Annotated in this window: 13 protein-coding genes and 1 pseudogene; 5 read left to right on the top strand and 9 right to left on the bottom strand. The window is 69.1% G+C overall.

What is annotated here, in order from left to right:
* The 7 genes from BN39_RS23350 to BN39_RS01090 all read right to left on the bottom strand — a co-directional run.
* Positions 1 to 1042, bottom strand: a 1042-nt coding sequence (locus tag BN39_RS23350) for a DUF6542 domain-containing protein (protein WP_159103215.1), incomplete at its 3' end; no start/stop codon positions are given.
* A 16-nt stretch (positions 1043 to 1058) separates the two neighbouring features.
* Positions 1059 to 2141, bottom strand: coding sequence for a DNA recombination protein RmuC (locus BN39_RS01110; RefSeq protein ID WP_019200508.1), 1083 nt, complete (start codon positions 2139 to 2141; stop codon positions 1059 to 1061).
* A 37-nt stretch (positions 2142 to 2178) separates the two neighbouring features.
* Positions 2179 to 3429: an AI-2E family transporter gene (locus BN39_RS01105; protein WP_019200507.1), complete on the bottom strand. Its 1251-nt coding sequence runs from the start codon at positions 3427 to 3429 to the stop codon at positions 2179 to 2181.
* Positions 3426 to 3935, bottom strand: a complete 510-nt coding sequence (locus BN39_RS01100) for a methylated-DNA--[protein]-cysteine S-methyltransferase (RefSeq protein WP_019200506.1) — start codon at positions 3933 to 3935, stop codon at positions 3426 to 3428. Before BN39_RS01100 ends, BN39_RS01105 begins: the two co-directional genes overlap by 4 nt.
* Positions 3932 to 5410 carry an AlkA N-terminal domain-containing protein gene (locus BN39_RS01095; RefSeq protein ID WP_019200505.1) on the bottom strand — a complete coding sequence of 493 codons (1479 nt, stop codon included), beginning with the start codon at positions 5408 to 5410 and terminating at the stop codon, positions 3932 to 3934. Before BN39_RS01095 ends, BN39_RS01100 begins: the two co-directional genes overlap by 4 nt.
* Before the next feature lie 65 nt (positions 5411 to 5475).
* The gene (locus tag BN39_RS22585) at positions 5476 to 5607 is read right to left on the bottom strand and encodes a CstA-like transporter-associated (seleno)protein (RefSeq protein WP_371190621.1); all 132 of its coding nucleotides are present in this window, start codon (positions 5605 to 5607) and stop codon (positions 5476 to 5478) included.
* 29 nt (positions 5608 to 5636) lie between these two features.
* On the bottom strand, positions 5637 to 7904 hold the full coding sequence (locus BN39_RS01090) for a carbon starvation CstA family protein (RefSeq protein ID WP_019200503.1): 2268 nt from the start codon (positions 7902 to 7904) through the stop codon (positions 5637 to 5639).
* A 328-nt stretch (positions 7905 to 8232) separates the two neighbouring features.
* Here BN39_RS01090 and BN39_RS24030 point away from each other — a divergent pair, with 328 nt between their 5' ends.
* From BN39_RS24030 to BN39_RS01075, 3 genes are all read left to right on the top strand, one after another.
* Entirely contained in the window at positions 8233 to 8637 is a 405-nt protein-coding gene (locus BN39_RS24030) for an ATP-binding cassette domain-containing protein (RefSeq protein WP_019200502.1), read from the top strand.
* Between the two features lie 74 nt (positions 8638 to 8711).
* Positions 8712 to 9194: a MarR family winged helix-turn-helix transcriptional regulator gene (locus BN39_RS21960; RefSeq protein WP_081585873.1), complete on the top strand. Its 483-nt coding sequence runs from the start codon at positions 8712 to 8714 to the stop codon at positions 9192 to 9194.
* A 5-nt stretch (positions 9195 to 9199) separates the two neighbouring features.
* Entirely contained in the window at positions 9200 to 10801 is a 1602-nt protein-coding gene (locus tag BN39_RS01075; RefSeq protein ID WP_159103214.1) for an FAD-dependent oxidoreductase, read from the top strand.
* A 198-nt stretch (positions 10802 to 10999) separates the two neighbouring features.
* On the opposite strand, the pseudogene BN39_RS22580 reads toward BN39_RS01075, so the two are convergent.
* Positions 11000 to 11297 (bottom strand): annotated as a pseudogene (locus BN39_RS22580) (transposase); the annotation flags it as partial.
* A 581-nt stretch (positions 11298 to 11878) separates the two neighbouring features.
* Here BN39_RS22580 and BN39_RS01070 point away from each other — a divergent pair.
* On the top strand, positions 11879 to 13261 hold the full coding sequence (locus BN39_RS01070; protein WP_019200498.1) for an NAD(P)/FAD-dependent oxidoreductase: 1383 nt from the start codon (positions 11879 to 11881) through the stop codon (positions 13259 to 13261).
* 343 nt (positions 13262 to 13604) lie between these two features.
* On the opposite strand, the gene BN39_RS01065 is transcribed toward BN39_RS01070, so the two are convergent.
* Complete coding sequence (locus BN39_RS01065) at positions 13605 to 13814, bottom strand: cold-shock protein (protein WP_019200497.1); 210 nt, start codon at positions 13812 to 13814, stop codon at positions 13605 to 13607.
* Between the two features lie 370 nt (positions 13815 to 14184).
* Between BN39_RS01065 and BN39_RS01060 the strand changes: the two genes are divergently transcribed.
* On the top strand, positions 14185 to 14710 hold a 526-nt coding region (locus BN39_RS01060; RefSeq protein ID WP_159103213.1), incomplete at its 3' end, for an acyl-ACP desaturase.

The following is a 14710-nucleotide window of genomic DNA, read 5'->3' as shown; positions in this document are numbered from 1 at the left end:
CCCGCGGATCCATCGCTTCGCGGCCCCGGGGGTCGCGCTGCATCGGGCGCGGACGCTCGGTGGGGCGCGGACGGCCACCACCACCACCGCGCGGCACGTCGCCGGGCGGGACCTCGCCGCCACGCTCCGGGGCCGGGCGGCGCGGCGGGTGCGGCCGGCGGGGCGGCAGCGGGTCGGGGCGCACGACGCGGTTCTGGGCGGTCACCGGGGCTCCCTCGTCCCGGTCCTCGCGTCGTGCGGCGGAGCTGCGGCCGCGCGGGCGGCTCTCCGACACACCCGCGGCCTTCGTGGCGTCCTTGGCGTCTCGGCGTTCGTCGCGGGTGCGTTCGCGGTCGCGGCTCGACCGGCCACCGCGGCGGGTCGCGCCACTCTGGTGGCGCTCGGAACGGCGCCCGGAATCGACGAGCGCGGCGGCTCCGGCGGCGGTGGCACCGCCCGCGGCGGCACCCCCGGCGGCGGCCGGCGTGGGCCGCATCCGCTCGAACGCGGCGCGGAGGCGTTCCCCCACGGGCAGGCCGGCGGATTCGGCGGGCTTCTTCGCGGCCGACTTCGCCGCGGCGGGCTTGGTCGCCTTCGATGTGGCGGCACTCTTCTGCGCGTTCCGGGCGGTCGCGGTGTTCTTGCGGTACAGCACCAGCCGCGCCGCGCCGATCGCGACCACGATCACGGTGATCCAGAACATCCACGGGAACAGCGAGATGAACGGGAACAGCACGTCCGTGAGGATCTGGCTGGTGCTGCGCGGGCTGGGAAGCGAGAACCACCGGTAGATCGGGATCGCGAGCGCGATCACGAGCGGCGGCTGCACCATGGCGGTGAACAGCGCACGGTTACGGACGGCGAGGACGGCGACGATCGCGCCGACGCACATCGCGATCATGCCCGCGTTGTTTCCGGCGAACGAGTCCGCGGCGAGGGCGCCGACCCCGGTGAACGCCAGGAGCGTCAGGACGGCGCCCCACCACGGCAGTCCGGGAACCGTCGCGAGCACGGAGCGCTCGTCGACCGGCACCTGGGAGCGGGACGGGGGGAACTTCGACACAGAAGAACCGTACCGGTTAACGCTGCGAGAACCGAGAATGTGCAGCGGTGGGGACTGCGCGCGGCGCGACGTCGATCAGTTGCGGATCGGCGCGCGTCCCGTCCGGCATCGAGCCGAACTCCGACAGCCGCCGGGCCGTCACGCCGACCCGCGCGTTGTACGAGCCGACGGTCGCGTTGAACGCTTCCACCGTCCTACCCAGGGACGAACCCAGCGACGTGAAGTGGCTGTTCAGGACGTCGAAACGTTCGCTCAGTTCACGACCGAGGGCGTGAATGCGGGCGGCGTCCTCCCCGAGGGCGTGCTGGCGCCATGCCAGAGCGACCGCTCGGAGCATCGCCACAAGGGTCGTCGGTGTGGCGAGGACCACATTCCGATCGAGCGCGAATTCGAGTAGATCGGGGTCCGCTTGGAGCGCCGCGTCGAGGAACGCCTCCGCCGGGACGAACATGACGACCATCTCCGGGGAGCCCACGGCGTCCCAGTACCGCTTGCCGGACAGCTGCACGACGTGGGAGCGGAACCGGCGGGAGTGATCGGAGAGCAGTGCGGCGTGCTCCGAGGGCGGCGCCTCCAGCAACTGCAGGTAGGCGTCGAGCGGCACCTTGGCGTCCACCGCGAGGTTCCGCCCGCCCGCGAGGTGGACCACCATGTCCGGCCGGACCTTCGCATCGCCCACCTCGGCGCCGACCTGGGTGGAGAAGTCGCAGTGCCGGCTCAGGCCGGCCAGCTCCACCACGCGTTCCAGTTGCAGCTCGCCCCAGCGGCCGCGGACCGTCGACGACTTCATGGCCGAACGCAGGGTCGCGGTCTCGGCGCGCAGGGCCTCGCTGGTGCGGGCGACGGTGCCGATCTGCTCCCGGAGGCCCGCGAACGCGGCCACCCGGCTGCGCTCGGCGACGGCGAACTCGTGCCCCAGCGCGTCGAGCGTCTGCCGCAGAGGCGAGAGCATCGCGTTCACCGGACCGGCGATGGCGTCCGGTGCGGGTGGGCCCGCGGCTCCGGTGGGCCGGTCCGTGAAGACCCGGACCAGGATCGCGCCGCACGCCGCGCCGACCAGCAGCGCGAAGAGCGCGACGAGCAGGTGGGTGACGTCCATACCGGCAGCATGGCCGCCGGGACTGACAAGTTTCCGGTCAGCCCTGCGCGGCGGAGCCGGAATCGCCGTCGGGCGGGGTGTCGCCGCCGCCCGCGCCGGCCTTCGAGCCCGGCGCGGGCGCGGGGTTCCTGCCGAACAGACGGTCCTTGAGGCTCGCCTTGGGCGGCTTCACGGGCTCGGGCGGCGGCGTCTCCCCGGTCTTCTCGTCCACCAGCTCGCCCAGGTAGCGGAACAGGACGGCCAGCGCCGCGGCGACGGGGACTGCGAGGAAGGCGCCGATGATGCCGAACTGGGTGCCGCCGAACGCCACGGCGAGCAGCACGACGACGGGGTGCAGGTTCATCGACTTCGACTGCAGCATCGGCGAGAGCACGTTGCCCTCGAGCTGCTGCACCGCGATCACGATCAGCAGGACCAGCAGGGCGGTGGTGAAGCCGTTCGTGACCAGCGCGACGACCACCGCCAGCGCGCCCGCGACGAACGCACCGACGATGGGGATGAACCCGCCGAGGAAGGTGATCACGGCGAGGGCGGCCGCGAGCGGGACGTCGAGGATCACCAGGCCGATGCCGATGAACACGGCGTCGATGAGGCTCACCAGGGCCTGCGTCCGGATGAAGCCGCCCAGGGTGGCCCAGATCCGGCTCAGCAGCTCCACCAGGTGGTCGGCCACGGGAGTACCCGAATGGCGGCGCATCCACGGCAGGAACTTGTCGCCGTCCTTGAGGAAGAAGAACGTCAGCATGCCCACCATCACCACTGCGACGACGGCGGATCCTGCGGCGCTCACGCCGGTGAACACGCCCGTCGCGATGGATTCGGCGCTGGACTGCAGCTTCTGGGTGATCGAGTTGACGAACCTGCTGATCTGCTCGTCCTGGAGGTTCAGCGGCGGCCCCTGGACCCACACCTGGATCTGCCGCACGCCCGCGACCGCGCTGTCGGCGATCTGTTGGGACTGGTTGCCGACCGACGGTGCGATGGCCCCGATGATGCCGCCCAGGACCGCCAGGGCGAACACGAGGACGGAGATCGTCGCCAGGGCGGGCGGGAACCCGCGGTCGCGCAGCCAGCGCACCGGCGGCCACAGCACGGTGCACAGCAGCAGCGCCATGAGGATGGGCAGCAGGACGGTCCAGAATTCGGCGATCAGCCACGCGAACACGAACAGCATCGCCGCGACGGCGACGACGCGGATGCTCCACGCCGCCAGCCAGCGGCCGGCTTCGCCGTACACCTCGCTGCGGGTGGGCCGGGCCCCCGAACTCTTCTCGCTCGAATCGGTCACGCTGCGATCGTATGTGCCTCGTGGCGAAGCAGCCATTCCTTGGCGGCGAGTCCCCAGCGGAAACCGCCCAGCGAGCCGTCGAGCCGCAGGACACGGTGGCACGGGACGAACAGCGCGGCGGCGTTCCGGGCGCACGCCATCGCGGCGGCGCGCACCGCGTCCGGGCGGCCCGACAGGTCCGCGTACGCCGTGTAGGTCACGGGGCTCCCCGGTTCGACGGTGCGCAGTACCTCCCACGCGTGCTCGAGGAACTCTCCCGAGCGCTGGCGCACCGGTACGGGGTCGATCGCGGCGAGGTCTCCGTCGTGGAAGGCCCGCACGGCGTCCGTGACGGTGCCCAGGTCGCGGAGCTCCGCCGCCGAGGCGGGCCGCAGCGACGGGTGCACGAGGGACAGGAGCTCGGCGCTGTAGTCCGTCCATCCGGAGGCGAGCACGGCACCGTCGGCGTCGACGACGGCGGTGAAGGGCCCGATCGGCGTGCGGACGGTGGCGGTGGAGGCGGTCATGCGGTGGTCCTTCCGGAGGCGGAGTCGGGGATGCCGAGGGTGTGGTTCCACAGGTGCAGTGAGACGTAGCTGCCCCAGGGGCTCCAGCGGTTCTCGGTCACGTCGAGGCGCAGCAGCTTCGCACCCTTGGCCACCACCAGGTCGGAGGCCAGCAGCGTATCGGGGTCGGCGAGGAGGCGCATCGCCACGTAGTCCGCGGTCCACGGGCCGACGCCCTTGAGCCGCAGCAGGATCGCCCGCGCGTCCGCGCGGGTGAGGCCCGCATGCAGGTCGAGTTCCCCCGAGGCGAGGGCGGCGGCCGCGTTCCGGACCGCGGTGACGCGGGCGATGGGACCGGTGAGCACCTCGCCGCCCCGGTCGGCGATCGCGGCGGCGGTGGGGAAGGCGCGGTGCACACGGCCGGCGGGATCGTCGATCTCCTGCCCGAGCGCCTGCACCAGGCGGGCCTGGTGGGTCGCGGCGGCGGCGATCGAGATCTGCTGTCCGATCATGGTGCGCAGCAGCAGTTCCGAGGGGTCGACGCAGCCGAACAGGCGTATGCCCGGGGTGACGGCGATGAGGGGAGCGAGGCGGGGGTCCGCGGCGAGCGCCCCGTCGACGGCGAGGGGGTCGGCGTCCAGGTCCAGGAGGTGGCGCAGCCGGGCCACCGCGACCGACAGGTCGCTCATGGCGGCGAGCGAGAGGGTGGCGCGCACGTATCCGTCGCGGGCGGAACCCAGGTCGACGGTGGCGATCCCGTGCCCGCCCGGCAGGTTCAGCACGCGGGTGTAGCGATCTCCGTCGGCGTGCTCGAGCCCGCTCACGGCGTGCGCGCGGAGGAACCACCTGACCCAGTCGGTGGCGAACGGCCCGCGCAGGGGGAGCCGGAGCGTGAGCTCACCGGTGCTCGTCGGCGCGCCCCGCCCTGTCGCCCGCAGTTCCGACGGCGTGCGGGCGAACACCTCGCGGACGGTGTCGTTGAACTGCCGGATGGAGCGGAAGCCTGCGGCGAAGGCGATGTCCGAGAACGGCATCGAGGACTGCTGGATGAGGATGCGGGCGGTGTCGGCGCGGTGGGCGCGGGCCAGCGCCAGCGGCCCGGCGCCGAGCTCGGCCGTGAGCACGCGGACGAGTTGCCGCTCGCTGTAGCCGAGCCGGCGGGCGAGCCCCGCCACCCCGGACCGGTCCACGGCACCGTCGGCGATGAGGCGCATGGCGCGGGCGGCAAGATCGGATCCCAGGTTCCAGCGCGGCGATCCGGGCACGGCGTCGGGGAGGCACCGCCGGCACGCGCGATACCCGGCGGCCTGCGCGGCGGCCGCGGTGAGGTGGAAGGAGACGTTCTCCGCCTTCGGGGTGACGGCCGGGCACGACGGGCGGCAGTAGATCCCGGTGGTGGCCACCGCCGTGTAGAACTGCCCGTCGAACCGGGCGTCCCGGCCGGTGATGGCCCGGTAGCACCGGTCGAAGTCGAGGTGGGGCGAGGTGATCGTCACGCCTTCGACTCTGGCAGGCCGACGGTGCCCGCGCTAGCGGGTTTCGGACACCGTCGTCCCGGCCGTCAGCAGCAGCGTGCGGTCACCGTCGCCCCGTCGTACCGGGCCCGCCAGTACTCGCGCTCGGTCATCACCGGTTCGCCCGGATGGTTCTTCCGACGGTGCGCCACGTACCGCTCGTAGTGGTTGTCGCCCATCACGGACGCCACGTACCAGCGGACGGATCTCAGTGCCCGGAGCGCGGGATGTCCAGGGCGTCCCATTCGTCCTGCACCTTCCGTTCGGTGGGGGTCATGATCAGCCCGCTGGGGCCGAACAGGTGGCTGGGCACGGGCGCCTCCTCGGTGAGCGGGCGGCCCTTGCCCTGCACGGTGCGGTAGACGGTCCACAGGCCCATGACGAACACGACGAGCACCATGAGCGCGAACACGATGGACAGGGTGCCCTGGATGAAGGTGTTGCGCACCACGGCGTCGATGGCCTCGGGGGTCTTGGCGGAGCCGAACTTCTCGAGCCCCGCCTCCGCGGCGGCCTTGTAATTGCTGTGCTGCTTCCAGTAGCCCACGTTGGGGTCGCCGCTGAAGATCTTCTGCCAGGAGGCGGTCATGGTGACGATGAGGTCCCAGACGAGCGGTATCGCGGGGATCCAGACCCACTTGTAGTAGCCCTTCTTGACCACCACGACGACGACGACCGTGAGCGCCATCGCGGCGAGCAGCTGGTTGGCGATGCCGAACAGCGGGAAGAGGGTGTTGATGCCGCCCAGCGGGTCGGTCACGCCCATCAGCAGGATGCTGCCCCAGCCCGCGACGACGAGCAGGGAGGCCGCCCAGGCGCCGATCCGCCAGCTGGGATCCTTGAGCCGCTTGAACGGGCCGCCCAGGTTGCTCAGCGCGTCGGAGACCAGGAACCGGGCGACGCGGGTCCCGGCGTCCACGGTGGTGAGGATGAACAGCGCCTCGAACATGATCGCGAAGTGGTACCAGAAGGATTTCATCGCCGTGCCGCCGAACACCTGGTGCAGCACGTCGGACATGCCGAACGCGAGCGTCGGCGCGCCGCCGGTGCGGGAGACGATGGACTCCTCGCCCACGTCCTTGGCGGCCTGGCTGATCTCGGCGCCGCTGATCGGGTCCCCGCTCAGTCCGAGCGAGTTCACGTACGCGGCCGCCGTCTCCGCGGTACCGCCCGTCTTGGCGACGGGCGCGTTCATGGCGAAGTAGAAGTGCTGGTTGATGATCGACGCGGTGATGAGCGCCATGATCGCGACGAACGACTCGGTGAGCATGCCCCCGTAGCCGATGAGCCGCATCTGGCCCTCTTTCTCCAGCATCTTCGGCGTGGTGCCGGAGCTGACCAGGGCGTGGAAGCCGGAGAGTGCGCCGCAGGCGATGGTGATGAACAGGAACGGGAACAGCGAGCCGGCGAACACGGGACCGTCGCCGCGGGTGGCGAAGTCGGAGACCGCGGGTGCCTCCATCATCGGCCGCGCGATGAGGATGCCGATCGCGAGCAACACGATGGTGCCGACCTTCATGAAGGTCGAGAGGTAGTCGCGGGGCGCGAGCAGCAGCCACACGGGCAGCACGGAGGCGGCGAAGCCGTAGATGATGATCGCCCAGCTCAGCTGTACCGGCGTCAACGTGAACAGCTCCTGGCCCCAGCTGCTTTCGCCCACGTAGCGGCCGCCGATCACCGCGGCGAGCAACAGCACGCAGCCGATGAGCGACACCTCGGACACCCGGCCGGGGCGGAGGAAGCGGAGGTAGACGCCCATGAACAGGGCGATGGGGATCGTGGCGGCGATGGAGAACACGCCCCACGGGCTGTGTCCCAGGGCCTGCACCACGACGAGGGCGAGCACGGCGATGAGGATCGTCATGATGGCCGCGATGCCGATGATCGCCGCGGCGCCGCCCACCGGGCCGAGTTCGTCCCGGATCATCTGCCCCAGTGACCGTCCGCGGCGCCGGGTGGCGACCCACAGCACGAGGTAGTCCTGGACGCAGCCGGCGACGAGGGCGCCGACGATGATCCAGATGGTGCCGGGCAGGTAGCCCATCTGCGCGGCGAGCACGGGGCCGACCAGCGGACCCGCGCCCGCGATGGCGGCGAAGTGGTGCCCGAACAGCACGCGTCGGTCGGTGGGCAGGTAGTCGGTGCCGTTCTCCAACACCTCGGCCGGGGTGGCGTGGTCGTCGCGCGGCCGCACCACCTTGAGTTCGATGAGCCGGGCGTAGAACCGGTAGCCGACGACGTAGGTGCACACGGCGGCGATGACGAACCACACGGCGTTGATGGATTCGCCGCGGGCGAGGGCGATCATGGCCCAGCCGACGGCGCCGAGGAGCGCGATCGCGCCGAAGATCAGCTTGTGCTTCGTGGTGATCGGGCTGCGGTCGATGATCGCGACCGGCGGCTGCGCGGGATCCGTGCGGACGTACGTGATGTCACCGTCGGTCTCCGTGACCGGTGATGCGGTCGGAGCGGACACGTGGCCTCCTGGTGGGAGTCGAGTGAGGGAGTTACGCAAGGGTCATCGTTGCATCCGTGCGCGGGGTGTGTTCGCGGATTCGGACGCAGCAGAAGGGGCCGGGCGCGCGCAGGGGTGCGGCGGGGTTCGCGGGGCGCGTCTTCGCGAACGCTGGGCGCCAGAACATCTGATGTCTGACCGACGCCATGCGTTCATGTGCTTGCGTTACGCTATCCACCCCCGGTTATTGACATGCAAACATCCGATGTCTAATGTGATGCAGCACACAGAGGAGTTGCATGTCCATCCTGATTGAACACGAACCTCGCGTTCGGCGGGCGGCACTGCGATGAGTGCCGGCACCGGCTCCGGGCCGACACCGCCGGGCGAGCGCGCACCGTTGATCCGCATGCGCGGCGTCACCAAGCGGTTCCCGGGCGTCGTCGCGCTCGACGACGTGAGCCTCGACGTGTTCGCGGGCGAGCGGGTGGCTCTCGTGGGGGAGAACGGCGCCGGGAATGCCTCGACGCTTGTACAGCACCTTCTTGTCCACGAGAAGCGTGATCCCCTTAGCAGCGGTGGCCGGATTGATCCGGTAGAACGCCGCCAGGTCGTTCGTGGAAGGTGCTTGCCCCTCGTCGACGAGGGAGCCGTCGATGATCGAATCCTCGACGTACTCAGCTATCTGCTGGAAGATCGCACGTCCTTCAACGATCATCGCCACCTCCACCACACTGGTTACTTACATGACTAACTAACCATGCCAGCTGGACACGCTTCGCGCACACGTACACACGAGATGACGCACCGACCAGATATAGTTCCTTCATGGAAGGAACTGATTCGGTTTGGGTGATCATTCGAGAGCTGCATCGGGTCGCGCAGCTGCAGCGGCGGGCGGCGGCCGAGTCACCGCTGGGACCGGTGCCGCTGGGGTTGCTCAATCTCGCTGCGCAGAAGCCGGTGTCACCTTCGGACGCGGCGAAGGAGCTGCAGGTGCCGCCGCAGTCGATCACGCGCGCGGTGGCCGACCTGATGGCGGCCGGCCTCGTGTGTCGCGTCGGTAATGCGACGGACGGTCGTTCGTACTCGCTTGAGCTCACGGAGGCTGGGCTGCAGGCCCGCGCGGATTTCCGGCGGCAGCTGTCGGCGGACTTCTCCCGTCTGCTCGCGGACTGGGACCAGCAGGAGATCGATGTTTTCGCAAACCAACTGGGGCGTCTTGTCGACGCCCTGGCCACCGATGCCGCGGACGGCCAGGGCGCAGCGCTCACGGCGAACCCATGGCGGCAGAAGGTGGAGCGACAGTGAGCGACATGAGTGAGCAGGATGGTGGCGTGCTGGTGGTCGGGGGCGGCTTGGTGGGCCTGGCTGCGGCCGCGTTTCTCGCTCAGCAGGGCGTCGAGGTGACTGTGGTCGAACGTCGCCGGGAAACCTCGCGGCATCCGAAGGCGCGACTGGTCAACGTCCGGTCCATGGAGTTGTACCGGGCTCTGGGCATCGACGACGAGATTCGGGCCGCCGGCGAGCCGAGTGCCGGTTTCGTGGTGGCCGACAACCTCTCCTCAGCGCACGAGTCCTGGATCTCGGCGCCGGAAGTGGCGGTATCTGGTGAGGGGCTGAGCCCGGTCGCTGGGTACGCCTGCGACCAGCAGCGGATCGAACCGATCCTGTGCAAGCGGGCCACCGCCCTGGGCGCCAAGGTGCTGTTCGATACCGAGGCCACCGAGATCCAACACCACACCGACGGCATCACCGCCCGGCTGCGACACCCCGACTGCGAACAGGCGATCAGCGCCCGGTTCCTCGTCGCGGCAGACGGTGCCCACAGCCCCATCCGGACCGCTCTCGGTATCGGGCTCGCCGGCGAAGCCGTGCCCGGAACGGCGGTCAGCGCCCTGTTCCACGCCGACCTCGAGCCCGCGCTGCGCGGCCGGTGGGCCGACGCCCTGATGGCGCGCGATGCCGGAGCCTTCCTCTTCGCTCGTGGCAACAAGGCCGACCGCAGCTGGCAACTGGGCACCCACCTCCGAGCGGACTGGCCATTGGATGATCCCGACGGCCTGGCCGCGCGTCTGGTGCCGGTCATCCGTGCCGCCACCGGCGTGCCTGACCTCAGCCCCGAGATCGAGAGTGTTCTGACCTGGACCACCGGCGCATTTACTGCCGAACACTTCCGCCACGGGCGAGTCTTTCTTGCCGGTGACGCGGCCCACCAGATGCCGCCGTACGGCGGCTTCGGTGGTAACACCGGCGTCCAGGACGCGCACAACCTCGCCTGGAAACTCGCGGCCGTCTGCCGTGGCGATGCCCCGGACGCTCTGCTGGACACCTACCACGGCGAACGCGCCCCACTGGTGGCCCTCACCGTCGCCCAGGCGCTGCTGCGTTCGCGTAAGACTCCCGGCCAACCTGCCCCCGACGAGCAGATCGACGCCACAACCCTGGCCCTCGGGTTCCACTACCCGCCCCCAGGCACCACGACACCGGACAAGACCGCAACCGTCGAGGACCCGGCCGCCCCGAGTGGACAACCCGGCACGCGCGCCGCCCATATCGCCCTCGCCGCCCCTGCCATCAGTACGTTGGACCTGCTCGAGCCCACCGCATTCACGTTCGTGGCCTCTGCCACCAGCCGCACCGCACTCGCTCTCGAGCGCCACCCGGTTCCCGGTGTCAGGGTCCGAACCGTCGATACCGCCAGCATCGACACCCGCCACCGGCAGCGGTGGGAGAACGTCTACAGCGGACCGCGCTGCGACGGCCTTCTCATCCGCCCCGACCAGGTCATCGCCTGGCGCGCACCGAAGAACGCGGCGAACAGTGAGATCGATGTGCCAACCGCCATCCAGCATGCGGCACTGGTACACAGCAGTGTGCACCCCGATTCTGATCGCCCCTCCCACTCAACCGCGTAGCGCCACATATCGATGAGACTCGCGAACCACCAAACGACCTGGATGGCAACCATGACTCCGCCACACATCAAACGCCACTAGTCGGGACTGCTGCATGAATTGGTGACATCTTGTCCTGCCCTACCGTTCGGGCTCCAGGCGCGCTGGGGCTGTCTGATTGACGGTGTGTGAGCCCGGCGGATTATCGGTCGACCGGGTTTAGTCCAGTCGGTCCGCGAAGTTGATCGCGAACGCGTTGAGGGCGGGTTTCCACCGCATCATCAGCGTGCCGTCCGCCGCCGGCCGGGTCAAGACTGCGGGTCACCAGCTACAGGCATTTCATCGCGGCGGCATCGTTCGGGAAGTATCCACTGGCCCGGATCGCTCGCCGATATCGAGCATTGATGGGCTCAATCGCATTCGTGCATATCACCCGCCAGATCTCGACGTCGTATCCGAGGAAGGGAACGAACTCTGCCCAGCCGCTATCCCAGAGTCGGATGATTGCCGGATAGCGTTGGCCCCTTGCTCGGTGAACTCGGCGAACCTCTCACGTGCCGCCGCTTCGGACGGGCGCGGTTCTCGCAGACCCCGATTCCGGGAAGTTCCTCTGCCGGTGCGCAGGAGAGACCTCCTCGGATCAGGCGATATCAGCGACGGCCTCTCATCCGAGCTCAAGAATTCGACCAGCAGCTCATCGAACTCCTCATCGACCTCGCGACGGCTCTATGGCATCGCCGCGACAGCTACGCCGTCGACGCGATACGGACTGCGTGGTCGAACTCCCAGCGGCACTACTACTCCGAGGACACCGCGCGCCGACGGACGAACTCCGGCGCAGGCTCGGGGCCGCCGTCCGCGGCGCACTGACGATCGTGCCGGCACCAGTCTCGACCGCTGAAACGGGCACTCGGCGTCCATCGAGCAGCCGTACGTCTGCCGCGAGGGCAATTGCGGCGGTTACGCTTTCACGCTCCGCAACGGCGAGGTGCACATGATGGTCAACAGTTCGACGGGATCATGGCCATCGAAACTATCGCATGATAGGTTGTGGCAGCAATTCTATCATAGACTCAATGCGACGATAACGGAGCACACATGAACACCTTTGACGTCGCGATCGTGGGCGCCCGGTGTGCCGGCGCCCCGCTGGCGAAGGTCCTCGCCGACCGCGGGTACGCGGTCTGTCTGATTGATAAGGCGCGGTTCCCGAGCGAGACCCCGTCGACGTGCGCGCTGCAGTCGAACGGCGTCGACGCGCTGGGCCGGATGGGAATGCTCGAACGGCTGCTGCAGGCGGGACCTCCGGTCATGACCCGCGTGACCACCTCGAGTACCCACTCGTCGTTCACCATCGACGTGGACCCGCAGGAGTACGGCCGAACGATGGGGATCAGCCGCTTCGCGCTCGACGACGCCCTCGTGCGGTCCGCAGCGGAGGCCGGTGCCGACGTGCGCACCGGGTGCGCGGCGTCCGAGTTGATCGTCAGCGACGGCCGGGTCGTCGGCGTACGTACCAGCACCGGTGACGTGTGCGCGAGCGTCGTGGTGGGGGCCGACGGGCGGAACTCGATGGTGGCGAAACACGTCGGAGCGGCGGAGTACTGCACCCGCCGGGCGGGAAGACTACCCACCTGGGCTGTCCTCGAAGGCGTCGATCCCACTGCGGGCTTCTTCTTCGGCGGCATCGGCCGCCCGACGCGCGGCAGCACCGGATTTCTGGGCCTGCCGCTCGAGGAAGGGCGCTACCTGGCGGCGGTCACCGTCCCCATGGATCTCGCCGCCGAATACCTGCAGGACCGCTACACCGGCTTCGCGAGAGAACTCGAACTCTTCCCGCAGATGGCCGACGCCGTGCGTGATGCGGACCGGGTCGGGCCCCTGCGCGTGCTCCAGAAGTGGCACAGCTACTTCCGCGTCTCCGCAGGGCCCGGGTGGGTGCTGGTGGGCGACGCCGGGAACTTCAAGGACTACTCGCTCGGCCAGGGAATGTCGGACGCGATGCGCCAGGCCGAGACACTCGCCGACGCCATCGACCTAGGCCTCCGCACCGGCGACGTGGACGAGCGCACGCGGCAGTGGTGGCGGTGGCGCGACGCCGATGCCTGGCAGATGTACTGGGCGAACTGCCTTCTGGGCGAGCCCTACCTTCCCTCGTCCATCGGAGACCTGATCTTCGGCGAAGGAGAAGCCGACGCCGCTGCAGCGCTCAAACTCGCAGGGATCATGAACAAGTCGGTCACGCCCCTGCGGGCCGTGCCGCCACAAGCATTCGTGCGAGCGGTACCCGCGGCGGCGGCGGAGATCGGCCGCCACACCCTGCACGACCGGCCGAACGCAGCCCTCGAAGTGCGAGCGCTGACGAGCATGGCCGCCTTCTCAGCCCAGCTCCTCATGAATCGCCCCAGCCACATACTCGGCTCGCGCCGCTTCCGAGCAACCCCGGGAACACTCACCTCCACTGCCGTTCAAGCAGATTGACTACCACCCGCCCTGGAACAACGCCACCCACCAACAGGCGACTGGCCCTGCTTGTCATCAAACTCATCGATCGTCCGAACAGACTCCGCAGATTCGCAGCACTCTGTGATCCGCGTGCCCCCTTCATTCGGAGCCAGCAAGGGCGTGGCGCGGGTGATTCGTGGCCCATCGATACGGAAGCCGGCCCCTCGGCAATCCGAGGGGCCGGTTCCCCGTAGGTCGTTCAGCTTCTAGGGGTAGAGCGGTGTCCCCTGCTCGCCGCGTTGGAAGAATTCGTCGATGGATCGGCGGATCCTGCCCCACCATGTCGTGCCATCTCCGCCGCGCGGATCGGCGTGGGTGGTCACGGCAGCTGCTGGACGGCGACAGCCTGCGGTCCGCGGTCGCCTGCCTGTGATTCATAGGACACGCGGCTGTTCTCGGCGAGGTCACGGAAGCCGCCGTTGCTGACGATGGCGGAGAAGTGGACGAAGAGGTCCTTGCCGCCGTCGTCGGGGGTGATGAATCCGAATCCCTTGTCGCTGTTGAACCATTTGACGGTGCCTTGAGCCATGTAGATCTCCTGTGCGGTGTGTAGGCAGAGACGGGTGTTTCGTCTCTGGGTTTGCGGGAGGTCTACGAAGCCGTAGGACTGGATTTCGATGATCGTCTGCCGCGTGAAGTCCTCGCGAGCGAATCACCAAGAAAGTCAACCAGTTCCAGGATAGCACAGGGTGAGGTTCGGCGGAGCCGCGGAAACGGACCCGGTGGACGCTCCGGAGGGAGTGCGCTCGTTCGCTGCGGGCCGGAGGCAGGTCGAGACCTGTACAGTCGGAATCATCGGCTGCCGACGGGGCTGCGTCCGCGGCCCGGCAAGGGTGAACTCCTCAATGCGCATCCCGCCGCCCCGGCGCCGATGACACGCAACTGATTGGAGCCATCTCATGGCGCCGCACCATGCACGAACGACACCCCATTTCGGAGGTCTGGTCGCTCCGCGTCCGCTGACCCAGCTTGAGCTCCTCAAGGAGCTGTCGGGTGTCGCCGAGGACAACGTCAATCGCCATCTCTCGATGACGAAGGACTGGAGCCCGCACGACTACATCCCGTGGTCCGACGGCAAGAACTTCGCCGCGCTCGGTGGTCAGGATTACGACCCCGAGGAGAGCCGGCTGGATGAGGTGGCCAAGGCCGCGATGATCACCAACCTCCTCACGGAGGACAACCTCCCCACCTACCACCGGGAGATCGCCGCCAACTTCTCCATGGACGACGCCTGGGGCCACTGGGTCGGCCGCTGGACGGCCGAGGAGAACCGGCACGGCATCGTCATGCGCGACTACCTGACCGTCACCCGCGGGGTGGACCCGGTCAAGCTCGAGCAGGCCCGGATGATCCACATGACCAACGGGTGGGACCCGCAGGGCAAGGTGGCCCAGCACACCGAGCAGACCGGCACCATGCTGCATT

It is taken from the genome of Tsukamurella sp. 1534 (assembly GCF_000312385.1).
Lineage (GTDB): Bacteria > Actinomycetota > Actinomycetes > Mycobacteriales > Mycobacteriaceae > Tsukamurella.
The sequence above is the reverse complement of the archived record's forward strand: the minus strand, read 5'-3'. Positions and strand labels throughout refer to the sequence as shown.

Bases quoted from the DNA above. Each gene is read 5' to 3' on its own strand.
- BN39_RS01065 (WP_019200497.1), bottom strand. From the start codon at position 13,814: ATGGCTCAAGGCACCGTCAAATGGTTCAACAGCGACAAGGGATTCGGA.
- BN39_RS01110 (WP_019200508.1), bottom strand. From the start codon at position 2,141: ATGGACGTCACCCACCTGCTCGTCGCGCTCTTCGCGCTGCTGGTCGGC.
- BN39_RS22585 (WP_371190621.1), bottom strand. From the start codon at position 5,607: ATGGGCGACAACCACTACGAGCGGTACGTGGCGCACCGTCGGAAGAAC.
- BN39_RS24030 (WP_019200502.1), top strand. From the start codon at position 8,233: ATGAGTGCCGGCACCGGCTCCGGGCCGACACCGCCGGGCGAGCGCGCA.
- BN39_RS21960 (WP_081585873.1), top strand. From the start codon at position 8,712: ATGGAAGGAACTGATTCGGTTTGGGTGATCATTCGAGAGCTGCATCGG.
- BN39_RS01100 (WP_019200506.1), bottom strand. From the start codon at position 3,935: ATGACCGCCTCCACCGCCACCGTCCGCACGCCGATCGGGCCCTTCACC.
- BN39_RS01070 (WP_019200498.1), top strand. From the start codon at position 11,879: ATGAACACCTTTGACGTCGCGATCGTGGGCGCCCGGTGTGCCGGCGCC.
- BN39_RS01075 (WP_159103214.1), top strand. From the start codon at position 9,200: ATGAGTGAGCAGGATGGTGGCGTGCTGGTGGTCGGGGGCGGCTTGGTG.